General features: G+C 37.7%; 17 protein-coding genes and 2 pseudogenes. 7 read left to right on the top strand and 12 right to left on the bottom strand.

Translation table 11 applies throughout. The annotated features are described in order from the left end of the window. Positions 1-299: 299 nt before the first annotated feature. Positions 300-1,343 (top strand): sensor domain-containing diguanylate cyclase, encoded by a 1,044-nt coding sequence (locus JIG41_RS13550; protein ID WP_138602772.1) that lies wholly within the window; start codon positions 300-302, stop codon positions 1,341-1,343. Positions 1,344-1,414: 71 nt separating this feature from the next. On the opposite strand, the gene JIG41_RS13545 is transcribed toward JIG41_RS13550, so the two are convergent. The 4 genes from JIG41_RS13545 to JIG41_RS13530 form a co-directional block, all read right to left on the bottom strand. Further along, positions 1,415-1,924, bottom strand: coding sequence for an EAL domain-containing protein (locus tag JIG41_RS13545; RefSeq protein WP_312000514.1), 510 nt, complete (start codon positions 1,922-1,924; stop codon positions 1,415-1,417). Between the two features lie 144 nt (positions 1,925-2,068). After that, positions 2,069-3,040 (bottom strand): ExeA family protein, encoded by a 972-nt coding sequence (locus JIG41_RS13540; RefSeq protein WP_199524926.1) that lies wholly within the window; start codon positions 3,038-3,040, stop codon positions 2,069-2,071. Then, positions 3,030-4,664, bottom strand: coding sequence for a DDE-type integrase/transposase/recombinase (locus JIG41_RS13535; protein WP_199524929.1), 1,635 nt, complete (start codon positions 4,662-4,664; stop codon positions 3,030-3,032). The genes JIG41_RS13540 and JIG41_RS13535 overlap by 11 nt, the downstream gene beginning before the upstream one ends. Positions 4,665-4,686: 22 nt before the next feature. Beyond that, a complete protein-coding gene (locus JIG41_RS13530; protein WP_199524925.1) occupies positions 4,687-5,322 on the bottom strand; it encodes a recombinase family protein in 636 nt (211 codons plus the stop codon). A gap of 317 nt (positions 5,323-5,639) precedes the next feature. Here JIG41_RS13530 and JIG41_RS13525 point away from each other — a divergent pair, with 317 nt between their 5' ends. Continuing rightward, a complete protein-coding gene (locus JIG41_RS13525; RefSeq protein ID WP_199524924.1) occupies positions 5,640-6,110 on the top strand; it encodes a hypothetical protein in 471 nt (156 codons plus the stop codon). A 40-nt stretch (positions 6,111-6,150) separates the two neighbouring features. On the opposite strand, the gene JIG41_RS13520 is transcribed toward JIG41_RS13525, so the two are convergent. Together JIG41_RS13520 and JIG41_RS13515 are read right to left on the bottom strand one after the other, a co-directional pair. Continuing rightward, on the bottom strand, positions 6,151-6,672 hold the full coding sequence (locus JIG41_RS13520; protein WP_199524923.1) for a flagellar protein FlhE: 522 nt from the start codon (positions 6,670-6,672) through the stop codon (positions 6,151-6,153). A gap of 268 nt (positions 6,673-6,940) precedes the next feature. Next, on the bottom strand, positions 6,941-8,206 hold the full coding sequence (locus tag JIG41_RS13515) for a diguanylate cyclase domain-containing protein (RefSeq protein WP_199524922.1): 1,266 nt from the start codon (positions 8,204-8,206) through the stop codon (positions 6,941-6,943). 126 nt (positions 8,207-8,332) lie between these two features. Here JIG41_RS13515 and JIG41_RS23300 point away from each other — a divergent pair. Next, positions 8,333-8,676, top strand: a pseudogene (locus JIG41_RS23300) (DNA methyltransferase); the annotation flags it as partial. Positions 8,677-8,803: 127 nt separating this feature from the next. Here JIG41_RS23300 and JIG41_RS13510 read toward each other — a convergent pair. From JIG41_RS13510 to JIG41_RS13490, 5 genes are all read right to left on the bottom strand, one after another. Next, entirely contained in the window at positions 8,804-9,340 is a 537-nt protein-coding gene (locus JIG41_RS13510) for a hypothetical protein (RefSeq protein ID WP_199524921.1), read from the bottom strand. Beyond that, the gene (locus tag JIG41_RS13505; RefSeq protein ID WP_235576283.1) at positions 9,337-10,230 is read right to left on the bottom strand and encodes a M48 family metallopeptidase; all 894 of its coding nucleotides are present in this window, start codon (positions 10,228-10,230) and stop codon (positions 9,337-9,339) included. Before JIG41_RS13505 ends, JIG41_RS13510 begins: the two co-directional genes overlap by 4 nt. A gap of 78 nt (positions 10,231-10,308) precedes the next feature. Further along, a complete protein-coding gene (locus JIG41_RS13500; protein ID WP_055022263.1) occupies positions 10,309-11,700 on the bottom strand; it encodes a transglycosylase SLT domain-containing protein in 1,392 nt (463 codons plus the stop codon). Between the two features lie 13 nt (positions 11,701-11,713). Next, positions 11,714-12,499 (bottom strand): ETEC_3214 domain-containing protein, encoded by a 786-nt coding sequence (locus tag JIG41_RS13495; RefSeq protein ID WP_175083652.1) that lies wholly within the window; start codon positions 12,497-12,499, stop codon positions 11,714-11,716. Positions 12,500-12,570: 71 nt separating this feature from the next. Beyond that, the gene (locus tag JIG41_RS13490) at positions 12,571-13,152 is read right to left on the bottom strand and encodes an LPP20 family lipoprotein (RefSeq protein WP_199524920.1); all 582 of its coding nucleotides are present in this window, start codon (positions 13,150-13,152) and stop codon (positions 12,571-12,573) included. A 721-nt stretch (positions 13,153-13,873) separates the two neighbouring features. On the opposite strand from JIG41_RS13490, the gene JIG41_RS13485 reads away from it, so the two are divergent. Then, the gene (locus tag JIG41_RS13485; protein ID WP_199524919.1) at positions 13,874-14,176 is read left to right on the top strand and encodes a hypothetical protein; all 303 of its coding nucleotides are present in this window, start codon (positions 13,874-13,876) and stop codon (positions 14,174-14,176) included. Between the two features lie 199 nt (positions 14,177-14,375). Here JIG41_RS13485 and JIG41_RS13480 read toward each other — a convergent pair. Then, a pseudogene (locus tag JIG41_RS13480) lies at positions 14,376-15,113 on the bottom strand (YeiH family protein); the annotation flags it as partial. A 381-nt stretch (positions 15,114-15,494) separates the two neighbouring features. Here JIG41_RS13480 and JIG41_RS13475 point away from each other — a divergent pair. The 3 genes from JIG41_RS13475 (at position 15,495) to JIG41_RS13465 (ending at position 18,510) form a co-directional block, all read left to right on the top strand. Then, the gene (locus JIG41_RS13475) at positions 15,495-16,466 is read left to right on the top strand and encodes a calcium/sodium antiporter (protein WP_175083070.1); all 972 of its coding nucleotides are present in this window, start codon (positions 15,495-15,497) and stop codon (positions 16,464-16,466) included. Positions 16,467-16,530: 64 nt separating this feature from the next. After that, a complete protein-coding gene (locus JIG41_RS13470) occupies positions 16,531-17,358 on the top strand; it encodes a mechanosensitive ion channel family protein (RefSeq protein ID WP_055022483.1) in 828 nt (275 codons plus the stop codon). A 108-nt stretch (positions 17,359-17,466) separates the two neighbouring features. Continuing rightward, on the top strand, positions 17,467-18,510 hold the full coding sequence (locus JIG41_RS13465; protein WP_138558834.1) for a GGDEF domain-containing protein: 1,044 nt from the start codon (positions 17,467-17,469) through the stop codon (positions 18,508-18,510). The last annotated feature ends 106 nt before the right edge of the window (positions 18,511-18,616 follow it).

Genomic DNA, 18,616 nt, shown 5'->3' with positions numbered 1-18,616 from the left:
ATAGTGGACGTGGAGGCAATCGTAAGACTAGCCGAGTCAAAAGCTCGACTAGCGGTGTCCAACGAAGCGTCAAAAAAGAAAGGTTAGTAGCTTAGGCTATTATCTTGGAAGCTCGATGCCTTTAGGCGCGAGTAGTTCACATCAAGTTATCACTCTAAGTGTTTTGTTCTAATTCAAATTGGAGCTTTCATGGAATTGCGTATATTATTTACGTGTTAACTGATTTCATTATGTAAACTTTATGTGTGTAAGTTACATTTCTTCGACGATTTCTATAGTTAGTTGTAAGGGGGTGGGGGTTGGATAATTACGATAAAATTCTACTTAGCTCCAATTTAATCCGCCGCCACGCATCAATGAAGGTTGATTACAGTTGCCCGGTGCAAGTGTTTATGTGGCAAGTTTTGCAAGATTCACTTGAAACTTTGAATGTCAGTCGTATTTCTGTTTGGTTGTTAAATTCGGATCCAGAAATAAACATTTTAGAGTGTGTTGCAAATACAGATTGGGGAGTTAATGATACCCCTAAAGACCTACCATATTTAACTAAGAGTGATTACCCGCGCTATTTTGAAGCAATAGAGTTCGGTGCCCCAATGATAGCTGATAATGCGCATACTGATCATAGAACAATAGACTTCACTTATACTTACTTAAAAACAGAAAATACCAAGTCGATGCTTGATACAATTATTTTTAGTGAAGGTATTCCTATCGGGGTAGTCTGTTTTGAACAAAAAGTCAATTTCAGAGAGTGGAATAGGGATGAAGTTTATTTTGCTGAGTTGATTGCTGATTGTTGTACTTATCGATTCATGGCCAAAAAACAAGCTAAGCTAGAAGATAAGCTTGTTAATTTAGTATTTTATGATGATTTAACAGGTGTTTATAATCGTCGGTATTTTTTTGATGTTATTGAAAAAACTATAAGCCTCCACGTACAAAAAAGTTTGCCTTTGGCTATTGGTTTTATTGATTTCGATAATTTTAAATCAATAAATGACACATACGGTCACCAAGCAGGTGATGAAGTATTAAAGGGGTTTTCAAAGATAGCTCAGACTTTCCTTAGGCGTGAGGATTTAATCTTTCGCTTTGGAGGCGAAGAGTTCGTTATTGTGTTTCAAGGTGTGAATGTTATAGATGCTAAGAATGCTTTAGTTAGGCTGCAAAGTGGAGTTAAAACTATGTTTATTAACCATGGTAATAAAGCGTTGAATTTTACATTTAGTGCCGGTGTGGTTGAGCTACATAAAAAATTGCCCATTAAAGATGTGATAAAGCAAGCTGATAAACTGCTATATAAAGCGAAAAAAGAAGGGAAAAGCCGTATTGAGTACTAGGTAAAATACGCTACCTACTCATTAAAATCACGTTCCAAACTAATGTTCAAAAGGGTAGTGTTATTGGCTGCTTAAGATTTAGACGGTAATAAAAAACTTTCCAGCTTTTGTGAAGATAATGGCTTCGAATAGCTATAACCTTGAAGCATGTCGACATTTTTAGACTTGCAGTATTCAACATGCTGCGTTGTTTCTACTCCCTCAGCAATAACCAAAAGATCTAGTTTATGCGCAACATCCACAATAGCTTCAAATATGGCACTATCATTATTTCTGTATGGTGCATTGTCTACGAACGACTTATCGATCTTTAACGTGTTAACTGGGAGTTTATTTAAGTAACTTAAAGATGAATAGCCAGTCCCAAAATCATCAATAGCAATGTCTACGCCTTGTACTTGAAGTAATGATAAGTTTTTTAGAAGTTCATCATCAGCTTCAATTAAGGCATGCTCTGTTAGCTCTAGTCCAATATCTGATGGGATAAGTTCATATATTTCAAGTAATTCAGAAAGCTGTGAAAAGAACTCCTTTTGGAGCAATTGCTTTCCTGAAATATTTGTAGCGACCTGACTTCTTATTCTGTCTGACCCGATTTTATCCGCACTTCCTGGCCCACAATCATTGATTCTACCCTATGAGGCTGGCTCACTTTAATTAAGAATGGAACCACATTGATTGATAGTGGGACCGATTTCATCGGGTTGGGCCCACTTTAATCGACTCTAAATTGGCAGTCCTGCTTCACGCATTTCAGCTGTCATTTCTTTCGCTCTATTTGGTTCTAGCCCTCCAGAGAATAATTTTCTAATTTCGGATGGGCGATAGCGGAATTGTTCAGCAATGACGCGCTCATTGTAACCATGCCTGATAAGTGTCGGTTCAATTTCATCTATGCGGCTAGACAGTGTTTCCTCCAAAAGGTCAACATTGATAGGTTTTATACCGACTTTGTAAGCTTCTTCTAGGGCTAATGTTAGATGTTGTTCTACCTGAAGAGGCGTACTGAGATGTTCAGCTAGATAATCCACTGCTTGGTCTTCAATAACGTCTTTTGGTTTTACATTGTCATTGGTGCATTTATCCAGGAGCCAGTAAATATAGTCGCGTAAAATACCCTGCGAGGCATCGAGAGACATGGTAACCGTGCGGTAGCCAACTTCTTCCATTGTGGGAGATTTCAGGTCATTTTTAAGTTTAGGGTGGCCCGCCAATACAATAGATAACTTGCCGCCGCCCTCTTGAATGACTTCCATTAGGCGTTTAAGGCCTGTCAGTGTGCGATGGTGCAGGTCATGGGCTTCATCACAAAACAACACAACAGGCTTTTTACTCTTCTTGATGAGCTCCTGCAAATCTCGCTCGCGCTTTTCGCCAAGCTTTGGTACCCGATAGCCATTATCACCTGAAACATCGTAAAACAACGCTGTGATCAAAGTGGTTAAATTTGTCTTGGATTTTTCCACTGAGAGTGACTTTGCGACTATCACATTTTTTTCAGCAGCTAATTGTTTTTGTATTCTTTCTAAGTAGGTAGTTTTGCCAATACCTACAACACCAGTCAGTGCGATGAGCTGGCCTTCAGGTATGATCTTTTTGAGTTGTCTGAATAACCTTTTGGCTGTGTCAGTTTCAAAGAAGTCTGCATCACGAAAATACTTCTTTATACCAAAGTGTTCCATGACTTCAATTTGCATGTTCTCCACTCCTATTATGGAAATATTCTTTTATTCGTTTCATGACAGCCTCTTTATCTAAAGACTCAGACAAAATAGCATCAATCATATCTCTGTCGCCTTGCGCAAGTATTGTCAAGGGCTTACCTAAATACTTGGATATGGCAAGCTTGGCTTTCAGTATGTTCTCAAACCGCTTTTCGTTAAACGGGTCTGGATCATCAAATTCTCGCGTTGGTACTGGCTCGACTACATTCTTCATTGACAAAATAACTTGGTGATTCTCATCGTTTTCAGAGTCCGGTAATTTAAGTGACTTTGCTAGCGTTTCGAGTTTTCCTAGCCGCTTCTCTGATTTGGTTTGTTTAAACTTACGATATCGGTACAAGGGAACTGGACCACTGATCGGGAAATAAGCACCGTATCTTTGTCCATCATGTTCAACATACAATTCGTCGTCAAACAGGCCCCACCAAAGTACGACTTGTTCACCTGCGAGGTCGGGATCTACCTCATATACACTACCGTCAACGGGAATTCTGGCATCAATACCTACTTTCCTTTTTTCAGGTTCGCGTGCGAAAGATGAAAAACGCTCCCAGCTGCACATTTGTCTAACAGCACCGTCGATATTCTGGAGCCAGTCCTCCATCCGAGAATGAGGCTCTGCTCGATGTTGATGGTCGTTATATTTCTTCAGATAATCGCTCAACATCTGATTAGCTTCAACCTCGTTCTTTGGCTCTCGCAAGTGATAAAGGACCTCGTGGCATTCTTTTACAGTGCGAAAGGCCCTTTCTACTTTACCTTTTGATCTAGCAGTTTTTCGCCGTTTATCCTTGCTATCTGGCATATGTACCTTCACATCAATGCCTAAGTACTTCATCACAGACTGAAACACCCGACTTCGTGCAATTGGCCCGTTGTCCATGTAAATCATGTGTGGGATGCCTTGGAAGGGCAGATCTGGATCAGACTTGGGTGACATGGCATTAAAAAGGAAGCGCAGCGCGTTACCTGCATCTTCACCGTGTACATTTCGGTATTCCTGATAGCAAACGCCGCTTCTATCATCAACGACAGAGTAAAGCATTAAAATCGGCAGACCTTTAGATTCGTCATACCAAAGCGGTTCGTCCACACTTTTTAAGTCAGAAGGGCTTAAATCAAATTGCCAACACTCGTTGCTGTGTCTAGCCTGAAACCTGACTGCCGGCGTGTTTTTAATAAGGTTGTGTTTGTCTAACCCAAATTGTGCTAGATACCTGTTTATTGTTGTTTTGCTGAGCTTACCTTTTTCTAGCTTGATAAAACCGTATTCTGATTCAACACCCGTACTTTCCAACAGATCAATAGCAACATTCGTTGAGATATGCCGTCCATTCTTGTTGGTGGTGCGAATTTTTAACGCGGCAATAATCTCGCAATACTTCTCCATCTCAGATATAGGAATGACTCTCGATTTGCCTGAATCCGTGCGCTTCAGTGGTTTGGGCTTGTTTACAGAACGTAGTTGTCGATAAAGAGTGCTTTCGGAAACACCATATAAATCACATGCTGATTTAACAATGTTTTTGCGCTCATCGGAGCGCGCAGGGAATAGCTCCATCCGTGAAGACAGATCTAAAAGTACCTCTGAGGCAATCCTTTTGGCTTTCATGGCACAGTTACAGGACCTCTTCTTCAAGTGCTGCCTTACGGCGTTTGTTAACTTTGGAAATAGTGTGCCTAGAGCAGCCTATTGTCCTTTCAATGAAGTTGTAACTACGTCCATCATCGAGAAGTTGCAATATCCTGCTATGCAAGTCTTTGTTTTCGCGACGGCCTTTATACTTCCCCTCTATTTTGGCTTTGGCGACCCCTTGCGCTTGCATTCTTCGTCGCTCTTCGTAATTTTTTCTGGCAAAGGCAGCAAGGAAATCAAGCATCATTGCGTTAATTGAGGAGAGAATGCGTTCAGTGAATTCATCGGCGTTGCGCATCAATGCGAAACTGGACGGCAAATCAAGTGAAACAATACGAATATTCTTATCGTTAATCAGCCGCTTCAACTTTTCCCAATCTTCACTTTTGAGCCGGCTTAGCCTGTCTATTTGCTCAACTAATAAAACGTCACCAGGCATGGCGATATCCAATAACCTAAAAAGTTCAGGCCGTTGTAATTTTGCGCCGGATTCATTTTCAATAAACCAGTGAGCAACGCTGAACCCTAATTGTTCGGTAAATTTTTCTAATTCAGCTTTAGCTCTGGTTGCATCTTGCTCTTCGGTTGATGCTCTTAGGTACCCATAAACTCGAAACATAGATTTCAGTGCGTTTTACAATGGTGTCTTAATGTGAGTGCATTATAGGTTTATTTTTTGAATTAATGCACTAAATAATTGCAAGTGCGTTAAGGGTATACTTATTATGCACCGAAAAAAGCAGAGAAATGGTAGGGTCTAATCAATAAAAGTTACAGGGGGCGGCAAAACTTATCCCTCATAAACAGTAATTGGGGCAAATTGGAGCCGTATGAGAGAGGCATTAACACTTCTTACATTATATGTATCTGAAAATTAAACACTTCGAAACTGGCACGCTCGCTGCAAGGCGGTAGTATGAAAATTGGAGACTAGCCATGACATTAATTACAGATTCGCAAAATGTAGCTAATTCATCATTGCAGTACAGAACAACAGAAGCTACGAGAAGCCAAGAAGTTTCGCCAGCTACTCAGGAGTCGCTAGATTCGAAAAAATCGTATGCGCAACATGGCTGGGAAGAATTTACTCAGAAAGTGGATAGTGACCCCGAACTTGCTAAAGAGTTGGCTAAATCTGTCGCATTTATACCGGATAAGCTAATGGTCAACTTAAATGAGGCACCTCTTTCAGATCCAATAGCTTTCAAAAATTGGGCGCAAAAATCTGTCGAATTTGACAAGATTGCCGCAGAGGTAACACAACAGCGTATTGATATTTATAATGATATGAAAGCCGATGGCTCATCCGATGCAGAAATATTCAACGGTTTAATGGCATTTAATCATACACTGCCAGTAGATTATCAATTAAAGTCAGCACTGATAAAAGTTGATACGTACGCGTAGAGAGACCTCCGATAGATCAATTTGAAGGTCTCTGGAGAAGTTACTCGTAGTTTACAATAACTTGATTGGTTTGCCCGTATGCGACAGGTGAAATAGCACCGCTCCCTGATACTAAAAATGCGAATATGAATTTTTTATTCGCATTCAAGCCAGCAAAATTACTTAAACTCCCAGTTTTGCTCGAACTTACGTTAACACATGAAGACGTTGTATCCCAACAGAGGTATACAGCGAGACCAGAAGGAAGGTACGACAAATTCCATTTGTAATTTACTGTAGTAATTGCTGAACCTGCAGGCACGGAGCCTAGAACCGGAAGATTCAGCGTGTACACAAGACCTTTGTTAGTGAGTGAAGGGCCATTACCACTTCTGGCCCAGGCTCCTGCAGCTGCAATGTAAGGATTTTCTATGCTTTCAGGTGATATTTCGTTTGATGTAACTGAGATCGTTGGTGAATTTACAGACTTGTTCTCTTCAGCAGCCGCTGTACATAATCCTGAAAAGAAAAGAGCAGTAGTTGTCAAACAGGTGGTCATAAACTTAGGAAAAACTTTAGACATATTCCATATCCTTTAATCCGAAAAAATTTATACTGACTTTTCGCCAGCCAATAAAAGCGTAGCCTCAATTTCGAAATAATAAAGCTACTATCAATAGTTTTTAATTATTTGAAGTTAGATACAGTAGAATCAGAAGCAAGTATTTTGGGTCTACTCCGATGAAATCAGTCCCAGTGTCAATCAATGCGGTCTCATTCTCAGTTAAAGTGGGCTGACCGTAATGGATAGAATCAATGATTGTGGGTCGGAACATGCGGATAGAGTCGGGTCAGACAGGATAAGAAGTCAGGTCACTACAAATATTAATCAACATACGAACATCATTTATACCATTAGAACGCCATTTTTTTAGTTCTTTGAGGGCCATATGAAATATTAAGTTACCAATTGGGATCATGAGGCCGACTTTTTCAGCAATGGGGATAAATGTATCAGGAGTAGTATTGTTTTTATTTGCATTAGAATCCCAACGCAATAGGGCCTCACAAGCAACTATTTTTTCAGATTTAGCACAGTAGATGGGTTGATATACAAGGTGAAACTCTTCATGTATTAGTGACTCTCTTAGGTGCTGTGATATCTCAATCTGAAAATGCGAGCTATCGCTCATCGCTTTGTTATAAATCCTAAACTGACTACGTCCATTTTCCTTGGCGTCGTACATTGCGGTTTCAGCGCACTGTAATAAAGTTCTTACTGACTTTCCATCATTTGGAAAACGACAGATCCCGACACTAATTGAAGTAAAAATCAGTTGGTCATGCAGTTTTAAAGGTGAATTAAATGAATCAATCAAAAGCTGAGTTAATTTTTCATGATTCGATGAGGGCTCCGAACTCAAAATAACTATGAATTCATCAGCGCTAAAGCGAGCTATGTAGTCAGTTTTTTCTAATGGGGTAGAGAGGCGTTCAGAAACTTTAAGGAGTAATTCATCACCCGATTCATAGCCGAAAACATCATTCACACCTTTGAATCGATCTATATCGATAAATAGTAGAGAAAAGTCCTTTATACTGCTTGTTATAAGCTCATTAATAACTAACTCGATGGAATGACGATTCAAACAGTTAGTTATTGGATCATAAGACACCATTTTTTCCAAAGCTTTACGAACAGATACTTGCTCAGAAATATCAATATCTAAACAAAACATTTCAAACTCATCTCCCCTAGTTTTTAATAAAACATGAGATGAAAAAACAGGCACCGGCTGACCCTTAATATTTTGTAAAGTTAATTCGGATGATGGAATGGGAATGTTGTGTTCAAGCCAATTTTTATGTGCTTCAATGACATCCTTTTTCATTGAAGGAGGGATGATCAAATCTTCTAGTTTTTTTCCTAAAGCTTCTGTTTGAGTGTACCCATATAGAAAGGTACTTGCTTTATTCCAATAAATTACTTCACGATGTCGATTGTAGCCTTGAACAGCTACTTTTGAGAGTGATTCAATGAGCTCTAAGAAGCGAACGTCAGGCAAGTTTGTTGAAGGACTGAAGGTTGAGTTAGTTTCAAAGTTGTTCTCTTTCATTACTGCTATTAGTGCACCTTAGCATCATACTAAAATAAGCCTAGGAAAGAGTTCTTTTTCAGTCAAGTTTCCATTTGTAGTGTTGTGGTCAACTAATTCACTGTCCGGAATTAGTTGACCACAACAATGGGGGATTATGTCGACCTGGTGGACTTTTACACCAAAGACAATGTTTTTACTTACCTGAGGATGCTCGCTGGTCGTTTATTCAAAAACAAGCTAAACAAGGTGACATAGCAGTAAAAATTGATACTGCTTTACATACAGTTGAGAAAATAATGCCTCCCTTAAAGGTGCATTGCCTGATAACTAATTTCCCGATTAGGACTCGATGTAAGTAAGCTTGCAGCATTAGTCGATACCATCAATAACATAGAGGCCATCGCTAACGAATGTCATATGACAGAAAAAGATTTAGATGGTCGTGTGTATGAATACTTTTAGGTAAGTTTGCTGCAAATAAAGGAAAGGTGGTGGTGAGTTAAATATAAGCCCTGTGGAAGCAGGGCTCTGTAATTTTAGATTATACGTGACATCTTTTAGGTGTATTAACACTTTTAGGTATATGTATATAGGCTCAACCGCAATTAACTCAAATTACTCCTGCTTAATATCAATGCTTTCAATGAGCTGCACTGTGACGTCGGCGTTACACTTCACTAATAAACTACTTCCTTGTGTAGCTAGGGTTTGACATTGTAAATCTTTAATTCTTGCAATCCCAGCAGTTTGAGAAACTGCTTTTTCAGTGAAATCTTGTCTAGAGTAAAGTGTGTTGCTGTTTGAATCTACACTGATAGCAACAGTGTCGATTTCTGATGATGAGGAGATTACAACGCCGTTGACCTCTTCTGTTGCTAGTTGAACTATTTCTTTCTTAGCTCGTTCTCGCAAACTTTTTAAGGATTCACTATCATTACCTATAACCGTAGTTGATCTATTAATGGTTTTTGTAATAGGGTTGTCATTACGGTCTTTTTTGTAATGGATTGTAAAGCTTCCTCGTGACTGTTCATTTGGTTGATATTCAATAACTTCACTATTAGCTTTTGGAATAACTAAATCGTATGGATTTTTCTCGCTACTAGCGCAACCTGTTAAAGAAGCGATCATTAATAACAGTATAGATCTCATTTTAAGCCTCTTTGTTTTTTATGGGCATCGTTCAATACTTTGTAATCTTCCACTTCTTTTATTGAATCAAGAATATCAAAATTTCTAGGATCAATAAGGTTCGCTTTTGTCATCAGATTGTAGGCTTCTGTGTAATTACCTTGCATCAATTTTACCAACCCTTGATTGTGCAGAGCAATCGCCTGATCTTCAACTGAGTTACTATTTTGAGCGACTTGATCAAAGATACTAAACGCTTGTTTTAGCCTGTCTTTTTTGACATATTCAATACCTAAATCAATATTTTCGTCCTCACCACTTAGGTAGTTGAGTTTTACTATTGAACGGTACGGCGAAATTTGCTTAACCACATAATCAGCGGCCTTTTCTATCAAAATGTCAGCAATCTCTGAGTCAGTACGTAGCTTTTCCTTTGCTTTGCTTCTGTTTTCGTTTGAACTCTTTTCTTTACTATAAGTAAATGTTTTAGAATTGCTGTTTAGTGTTTGTTGGCCATAAGCAACATAGTAAGTTAACGTTAACGTTTGTTTTACAGATGCATGATAGCTGTACCAAGTTTCTTTCTTACCTTCATGCTTTTCACTCCACGAATTACGCTCTACACGTGATGGTGATATTTCGCCAATAAGTATATAGGGTGAGTTTGCATGAACATTTACATACCCATGACTCATCAATTTAGACTTTACTTTGGCAGAAAGAGCGTTTCCTTTGATATTATACTTGTCACCTTTAAAACCAACGATATCAATATGCTCAAGAGCGAGACCTGACTTGCTTGGCATGTTCATAGTCGAGTCAACTTCTATTTTTGAAGCACATCCACTAAGTGCTGCTAACACGCCAAAAAAGAATATTGAACTTGAGAGTGTTTTTTTTATGTTTAGCATCATTTTTCCATTTTTATGTTGAGTTTTTAATTAACATTATATTTGCTAACAAGACTGTAAACTTCTTTGTATAAAATATTAAATTTGGTCCATAGATTTATAAATAGCTTGACGTTCTATAACTTTTTGTAAGTATTTCCTTGTCTCTTCATAAGGTAAGTCTGAAATTAGTTTGTTATATACCTGCTCAGGAGTCATAGAGTTTATTATGGTTGAAGCTTTGGTGATATTTCTTGAGTTATCATAATTAAAAGTTTTAGCTACGTTCCCGGCTCCAGTATTGTATGCCGCTATCATGCAATAAAGCCTACTTTGTTTGTTAATAATTTTAGCTAAGTATCGTGAGTTTAAGAGGTGCATATACGCTACCCCAGTCTCAATATTATTTTCTGCATTGAATAAATACTGCTTGCTCATAATATTATTTTTCTTATGTAAAAAACGATTCACATCAAGCCCTGCACTTAAAGGAACTATTTGCATTAAGCCATAAGCAGGGATAGGGGATTGCGCTTTAGTATTAAAGTGGCTTTCGGTATGAATTACAGAAAAAAGAATACTATTTGGTAATTGCCAACGTTGGCTATGCTGGTTGACTACCCCCTTAAATGGCGCTGCTTTTTTCATAAAGCTTTTATGGGTAAGTGGCACGGTATAAGTTGTTACTCTTTTACTCTTTAGTAACTCTCTTTGTTTTACTGTACTGGCCTTTTTCTGAGTCTCTTGTAGTGCTTTAATGCGTTGCTCTTTTTCTTTTTCGATTCGCATAAATTCAGCTTTAACACTTTTATCTAAGCGAGGATTATCGCTAAGCACAAGTTCTGACGATGCGTTGTATAATGACATATCATGAATTTTTTCAACTTGGTGACGTGAAGCAATTGCTTGAGCTTTTATTTTATCGATTTCCTTATTGAAAAGGTTATCTGGTTTCGCAACAACCTCAATAGGCTTTTGGGTAGGGGTTGTGTTTGCAATTTTTTTTGTTAACTCTTCAAATGTTCTATTTTCAATATCATTACTTAATGCCTGATTAGCTGACAATGTACTTTTTAATGCATCATTAACTTTACTCGTTGTAACGTTCTCTTTTACATCATGTAAAATACTGATACTCATTACATCATTCTCAAAATCTATACTAGTTTTTACCTGATTGTCAGGGCTGTAGTATGTTGACAGGCTTGCCCGTTGTGAATCTGTTTCTCCCCAAGTATTGATAAGCTTATCACGTATGTCATCAAGCTTTTTAAAGTGCTTCTGCCTAAAATCTTGATATTCTGATAAGTAGCGCTCTTTCCATTCATTAAACTCTTTAAGCTCTTCAGCACTGCCTTCCTTTTCTAAAGAGGCCATTTCTCTCCCTAACTCGTCAAATGGATCACTTGAGTTTTGCGCAAAAGCACAAGTTACATTTAGCATTAAGACGCTGAAGATTGATAAATATGTTTTAAGTTTGAATGAATACATAAAAACCCCTTGTTCAGCTTTTTGTAAATGTTTGGTATTCGAAACGAGTAAGTAGTGACTCAGCTACAATTTTATGATTCAGTTCACTAACTGCATAATAATTAGGCTTTATTTTTCCTCTTAACGAATTAATCTCTTTTGCTAGGTCCTTGTTGGTATCTGAATAGATAAGTAGAGAATCAATCTCATTAAGAGCTATTTTTACTGAAGCTAAGTAATTATCTGGACTGTTGATTGAACTAGGTATTGCTGCATATTCAATGAAACCTTTGGATAAAGAAAGAAACATTTTATCCTTGCCAAGGTTTTGAGACTCTAGGTAGTAAATTAAGTTACCAGTATCGAAGCTGTATTCAAATTCACCTGATGCCTCATCCAATATAGTTGATTTACCAAGCGGGGCTGAGAAAGGAACCTCAGGAGAAAAATCTGTAATGCGTGATAGTACCGAATAACCATTTACGCGCTTGTCAGAAGTAATTATCGTAAAAATAAACTTGTCTTTTATGTAATAGTAGAACTCAACATCAGGGTTTGTTTGTGATCTTTTTATTGCATTAGGTTCTCCAAAAAAAGACTTTGTATAGGCTAATCCATTCCCAATATTGACTTTGTCTATTTGCTTATATTGAATCTTGTGTGTGAAGTTTTTAATAGAGGCTGTGTATGCACTTAGAAGAACATCTTTTGTGTCCCCCCATTGCCCTATAGAAATCAAGATCGCAGCTATCATTAAAATTGAGCTTTGTATTTTTTTCCACATTGATCTTTGGTTTTCTTGATTATTATTTTCTGTCATGTCAAAACTAATTTTATCTATACAAACGAAGCTTCACTTTTTAAAGTGAAGCTCTCCAACCAATCATGTAATTAATTAGTAAGTTTTTTTATTTCTTCATCTAAGTTTTTTTCAGCTTTATCTGCTTTAAACTCTTGATACAAAAACTTTTCATCTGCAGGATTTACCAATCTTTTACTTTGTTTGAGTATGTCATCAAATAAAGATTTTGTTTGATTAGGCTCTAAGGCAGTCATAACACAAAAATGATCTTTACCAGATATGTTTATGATATCTGATTTAATTAACCTTGATCCTTGTAGCTTTTGTTTTGTTAACTGTTTTGAAACTGAGCTAAAAGTAGTGCCCACAGTTGTGTCATCATTTGAATCAATACGTTCGCTATATGTTTTTTCAAGGCCTTCAACTCGTGTTTCAATCTGTTGTGCTAGCGCCAATCTACTATTAGCTGTTGCTAATTTTTTATCAACAGATAAGTTGCCAGAAAACTTAACGCAGTCAGTAGCAGCGATACCGTCATTAACATTAGGGTTTAAGACCCAGTTAGGAAGGTTTGAAACACTTGTATTAGAACTTTTATCAGCAACTGTGTTACAGCCACTAATTACAGCAATAACGGCAAAAGATGTTAATAATTGGAGTGAAATTTTCATTTATCTACTAACCTTGTAATTTTTAAGATTAAGGGGTAAACAACACTCAATTCTACTTTTTATAGAGTTTTAGAGTGTAAAAAAGGAGGGACATTAAGAACTTCATTATCTTTTCGCCTCCGTGCTCAAATAGATTTCTATACAGATTAAAACAAAATGTTAAGAATTAATACATAGTTAGTATGTAAATTACTTGAAAAATAGTGTTTTGTTTAAAGTTCCCTAACAAAATTTTCGACCTTAGCCAAAAGTTCTTTGTTGTGGTCAGACGCTTTATGTCAATAAATAGATGATAAGTACGCTCCAAATAGAGCTGTAATTGAAATTGCTGAATTATTACAAATCCTAAAGGTCTTTAACTTGCTGTAAATTATAGGTTTTTATTCCCAAGTTTTAATTTTGGCTAAGATTTAAAAGTTCATTTTTAACAAAAAGATCCCCAGTCTATAAATTAAAATTTGACGACGGAAAATAGGTCTTTTGAGGCTGCATTTTCCCAAACTTAAATGAATCAGATCAACTAAGTATAATTACAAAGCGCTGTGTAAATAAACAGTGGTTTTAGATGTGAATATTCCACATTACAACTAAGAAGTTTCTTTTCGGCTCGCGGCCTATGTGATTTCATCAATTATTAGTTAAATTTAAACTTTTTTCCCAGAATCGGGCGCGATTTAACGCATATGATAGCTTTGGCAAAAATATATGAGCTGGAGTAACTATGGATTTATGTTCAATTTCTTCGGAAGACGGTGATAAAGCTGTTTTCTTCAATGGGGTTTTGATTGCATACTATAATGCAGCAACTGATGAGCCAAACGTGTTATCTTTTGTTGAAAGTGTTGCTGATAATTTGAGTAGCGCTTCTGGTGCAAATATTAAAAAGGCGAAAATAGACAAAGCTCCTGACTTTGTTCATTGGGAGCAGAGCAAACAAGTAGAGAGTATACTTTGGCCTAATAAAACAGCTAAACCTCCTATTTCTGATTTTTTCTCTCCAATCGAGCTGAATTCTCAACCATAAACATTCATAACAGTTTATCGCTTGACCTCTAAATTTTTTGCCTTCGCAGGTGCGGTCAAGCGCTCCTCTTAAAAATCATGAAGTAAATTATTATTACTGTATTTGAGAGAGATTTCACGTCTACTCGCTAACGATTAGGAAGCAAGATCAGACTGATCATATTTTGCACTTTTAACGATTCGCCTGTAGTTGAACCCAACTATAAAAGTCCTTTTACTCCAGTGTTAATTCCGAAACCGCCTAACGTTAAAAATAAAAACAAACAACTTCCCAAAAGTAGGGGTCTTATTCCAGCTTGACGAATTGCCCCAATGTGAGTTCGTAGTCCCAATGCCACCATGGCGATAGTGAGTAATATATTATCAAACCACACAATATTGTTTGTTGTACTCTGGGATAGGTTAATTAGTGAATTACATCCACTAACTAAAATGAAGTAAACCGCAAACCAAGGAATTGTTAGGCCTGAAGATTTTTCTAAATTATAGTTTCTCTTTGTATCCTTTCGTTTTTGCCAATATGATAAACCAAACAAAAATGGGGCAAGCATCATTACCCTTAACATTTTTTCAATTACTGCCGTGTCGGCTGAATTTGCATTAATAGCGGTACCCGCAGCAACTACCTGAGCTACTTCATGAATGGTTGAACCAACAAAAATACCGTATTCGTATTCACTCAACCCTATATATTCAAACATTAAGGGGTAAGTAAACATACTTAGGGTTCCAAATACAACGACTGTTGCAACCGCAATAGATACTTTATGTGCTTGTGCTTTAATAACTGGTTCTGTTGCCATTATTGCTGCAGCACCACAAATAGAGCTCCCTGCACCAATAAGAATAGTTGTTTGCTCATCAAGTTTAAATAAACGTTTACCTAACTGAATTGCTAGGATAAATGTACCTAGTAATATGGCTAAATCAATAACTAGCCTGATTTAGTGATGTAATTTCATATCGGCCTATTCTGATGATTCTTTACATTCATCGTTTTTTAAAAAAGGCAGCCAAGCTAATTGTATTATTATTAGGGATAGATTATTCTTTAAGAACTTAGGGGAGTAGTCTCTTGCATTTAGCAAGGAAACTGTCAACAGTCTCCGAGCAACATCGCTCGTGGCAGTTTCGAACCGTATCAGGTTTTGACAAGACTTAAGGCAATGGGTCATTTCGGGCAGAGGTGGTTTATTGCCTTATTATTCCAGTCTGCCTTAAGGGTAAATAATGAAACTACGTCACTGCCAAAGCTCACTTCATTTTGTAAATAGACCTGCCATACGCCTATCAGGTATTGCTATAGAGGGGGCTCAGTCATGGTTTTAGCTATGACAGCTATTATTGCGGGGTTTATCTTACTCGTATGGAGTGCAGACCGCTTTGTTGAAGGAGCGGCATCTACAGCTGGTCATGCTGGCTTGCCTTCAATTTTAATTGGTATGGTTATTGTTGGTTTTGGGACTTCGGCTCCGGAAATGGTTGTATCAGCAATGGCTGCAAGTGATGGAAACCCTGACTTAGCGTTAGGTAATGCACTTGGGTCCAACATTGTAAATATTAGCTTAATTCTTGGTGTAACAGCCATCATTGCCCCTATCACTGTTCAGTCTAAAATTGTTAAAAATGAGCTTCCCTTACTATTAGTTGTCGTACTTTTTTTGGGGTATTTGCTGTATGACGGCGCTTTATCAGTGATTGATGCAAGTCTGTTGCTGGGCGGATTAGTCTTGTTCTTAGCATGGTCTGTGTACTCAGGTATGAAATCACCGAGTGATACCCTTAAAACAGAATTTGATACTGAGCTTAAAAGTCACGCCATGTCCTTAGGAAAAGCAATTTTCTGGCTCATCGTGGGCTTAACATTACTCATTATTAGCTCTCGCATACTTGTTTGGGGAGCGGTTGAAATTGCAACTGCGCTCGGTGTCAGTGACCTTATTATCGGCTTAACTATCGTTGCATTAGGGACATCTTTGCCAGAGCTTGCAGCTTCTATTATTGCCGCTAAAAAGGGAGAGCATGACATCGCAATTGGCAATGTTGTGGGGTCGAATATGTTTAACATCTTAGCTGTAATTGGTATCGCTGGTATTATTGAGCCTATCCCTCACATTTCTACAGACGTACTTTACCGAGATTGGAGTGTGATGCTTGTACTTTCCGTCATGTTGTTGGTTATGGCTTACGGTTTTGGCCGACAAGGCAGGGTAAACCGTTGGGAAGGTGGTGTCTTGCTTACTTCTTACATTGCTTACAATGGTTACTTAGTTAACAGCATCATTAACTAGCTTTCGTTATCAAATCATTTAGAAACAAACGCGTATATTATTTATATTTAAAGGGAAATCACCGATGGAAACCATCATAAACTTTTTTTCTGAGCACCAATTACAAATCATAGCGATAGCCAAGAATACATTGCTTACTATTTTCATTTTAATAGGAGCTAGTATTTGCTCAAAGCTACTTAAACGAGCTGTACATAAAGGTGTTTACCGATTGAGCAAGCATGATGAAATCATTACTAAGCTGCTTACCACGCTATCAGGCTATGTGGTTTATTTAATTGCAATTGTGATTATTTTAGATTTATTTGGAGTCAATACGGCCAGTCTTGTCGCACTCGTCGGTGCCGCAGGCTTAGCGATTGGTCTAGCCCTAAAAGATACGCTCAGTAATGTGGCTGCGGGGGTCATGCTACTTTTCTTAAAGCCTCTAAAAAAGGCAGAGTTTGTTGAAGTGTCAAGCTATACAGGGAGTGTAAAAGATTTAGGTCTATTTACCACTGTCCTTGAAACCGCCGATGGTGTTTTTGTGTCAATCCCAAATAGCACGGTTTGGGCAAATGCGATAAAAAACTTTACGAGAAACGAAAAGCGTCGCATGGATATCACTGTGGGTATTTCTTATGGTGATTCAATTGAAGATGGGCTTGCGGCATTAAGGGAGCTTGTTAGTGAAGAATCTCGAATTTTGATTGAGCCAGCCCCTCAGTATTTAGTCCACACATTAGCAGATAGCTCTGTGAACTTGCAGCTTCGTGCTTGGGTCGCTACACCACATTACTGGGATATATATTGGCAAACACAGCGTAAAATTAAAGATAAAGTGGAGAGCAAAGGGATTACTATTCCGTTCCCTCAACGTGATTTGCACATAATAAACGGCGATAAAAAATAATGAAAAACCTCGCTCAGTCCTAGCACGTTTCTCTATGATAGAGTGACAGGACTGGGCCTTTGCTTGAGAGCATAGCTCGCGTGTAATAATTTAAAAACAGAATTTACTATGCTCAAATATTGGTATAAAAACATTCCAGCACACCACAATAGTCCTGAGCTATTTTGGCGAAGCCGTTTGATCGCCCATTCTTTATTGATATGTACTGTGTACTTCTTTGTACTGACTGTTATCAATATCTTTAAATTCAACAGCTATGAACTCGCTTTGCTTGATGCGGTTGGGCTAACTTTGTCTATTTTACTATATGTTTGGTTCATTAAAAGCTCAAAAATTAAAGCGGTTTCATGGGCTGTGGTGTTATTGATTAACAGTTTAATACTGACATTTATTATCTCAATTAACGGCGCGGCCTATTCATTATTTTGGGCAACATTAATTCCTCCATTTTCATTTTATTTAGTAGGTCGAAATTGGGGAAGTTTACTTAGTGCGTTTGCTTTTGCAGTGTGTGCTTTTATAGTTTATGAACACTCACAGAATCCGGAACCTCTTAAAATTGGCCTTGGCTCTGTTTTTAATATTATTGAAGTTGCCATTGCTCACATTGTCTTATTTCGTTTCTATGAAAAAACTCGGTTTGCTGCTTATGATACGTTGGCTGAGAAAAATCAGCTTATTAAAAAACTCGCTGAAACCGATAAACTCACTGGATTGTTTAATCGAGAAAAACTAGATAGAACGCTTTCAAGTTTACTAAAAAGCTCGAATTTTGGTTTCATACTACTAGACATTGATTATTTTAAAGAAATAAACGATACCTATGGTCACTTGGAAGGCGATAAAGCGCTTGTCATTGTTTCAAATAAATTAAAGTCAGTATCTCCAAGTAAAGCGTTATGTGCTCGTTGGGGTGGCGAAGAGTTTGTAATCATCATTGAAGGGGCAACCTTAGATGAAACAAAAGAGATTGCAACGACCATTATTACAGATATAAATGGTATTTATTTTCACGAAAAAAGATTGTCAGTCAGCTGTGGAGTGACGGTCAGTCGTATTGATGATAATACGTTGACAGTAATTGAACGTGCTGATTCAGCTTTATATCGTGCAAAGGAAAATGGCAGAAACCGGATTGAGTGCATACTTTGATATCATTTAAATTTTTTCTAACTCACTTTTCAAAAACGATTTAGAAGAAGGTTTCGGGGCAAATACTTTAAACTGTATTACTTTAAACTGTATTACTTTAAACTGT

The sequence above is a fragment of the Pseudoalteromonas sp. bablab_jr011 genome (genome assembly GCF_016464045.1).
In the GTDB taxonomy this organism is placed as follows: Bacteria; Pseudomonadota; Gammaproteobacteria; order Enterobacterales; family Alteromonadaceae; genus Pseudoalteromonas; species Pseudoalteromonas lipolytica.
This window is presented reverse-complemented; position numbering and strand designations above follow the sequence as displayed.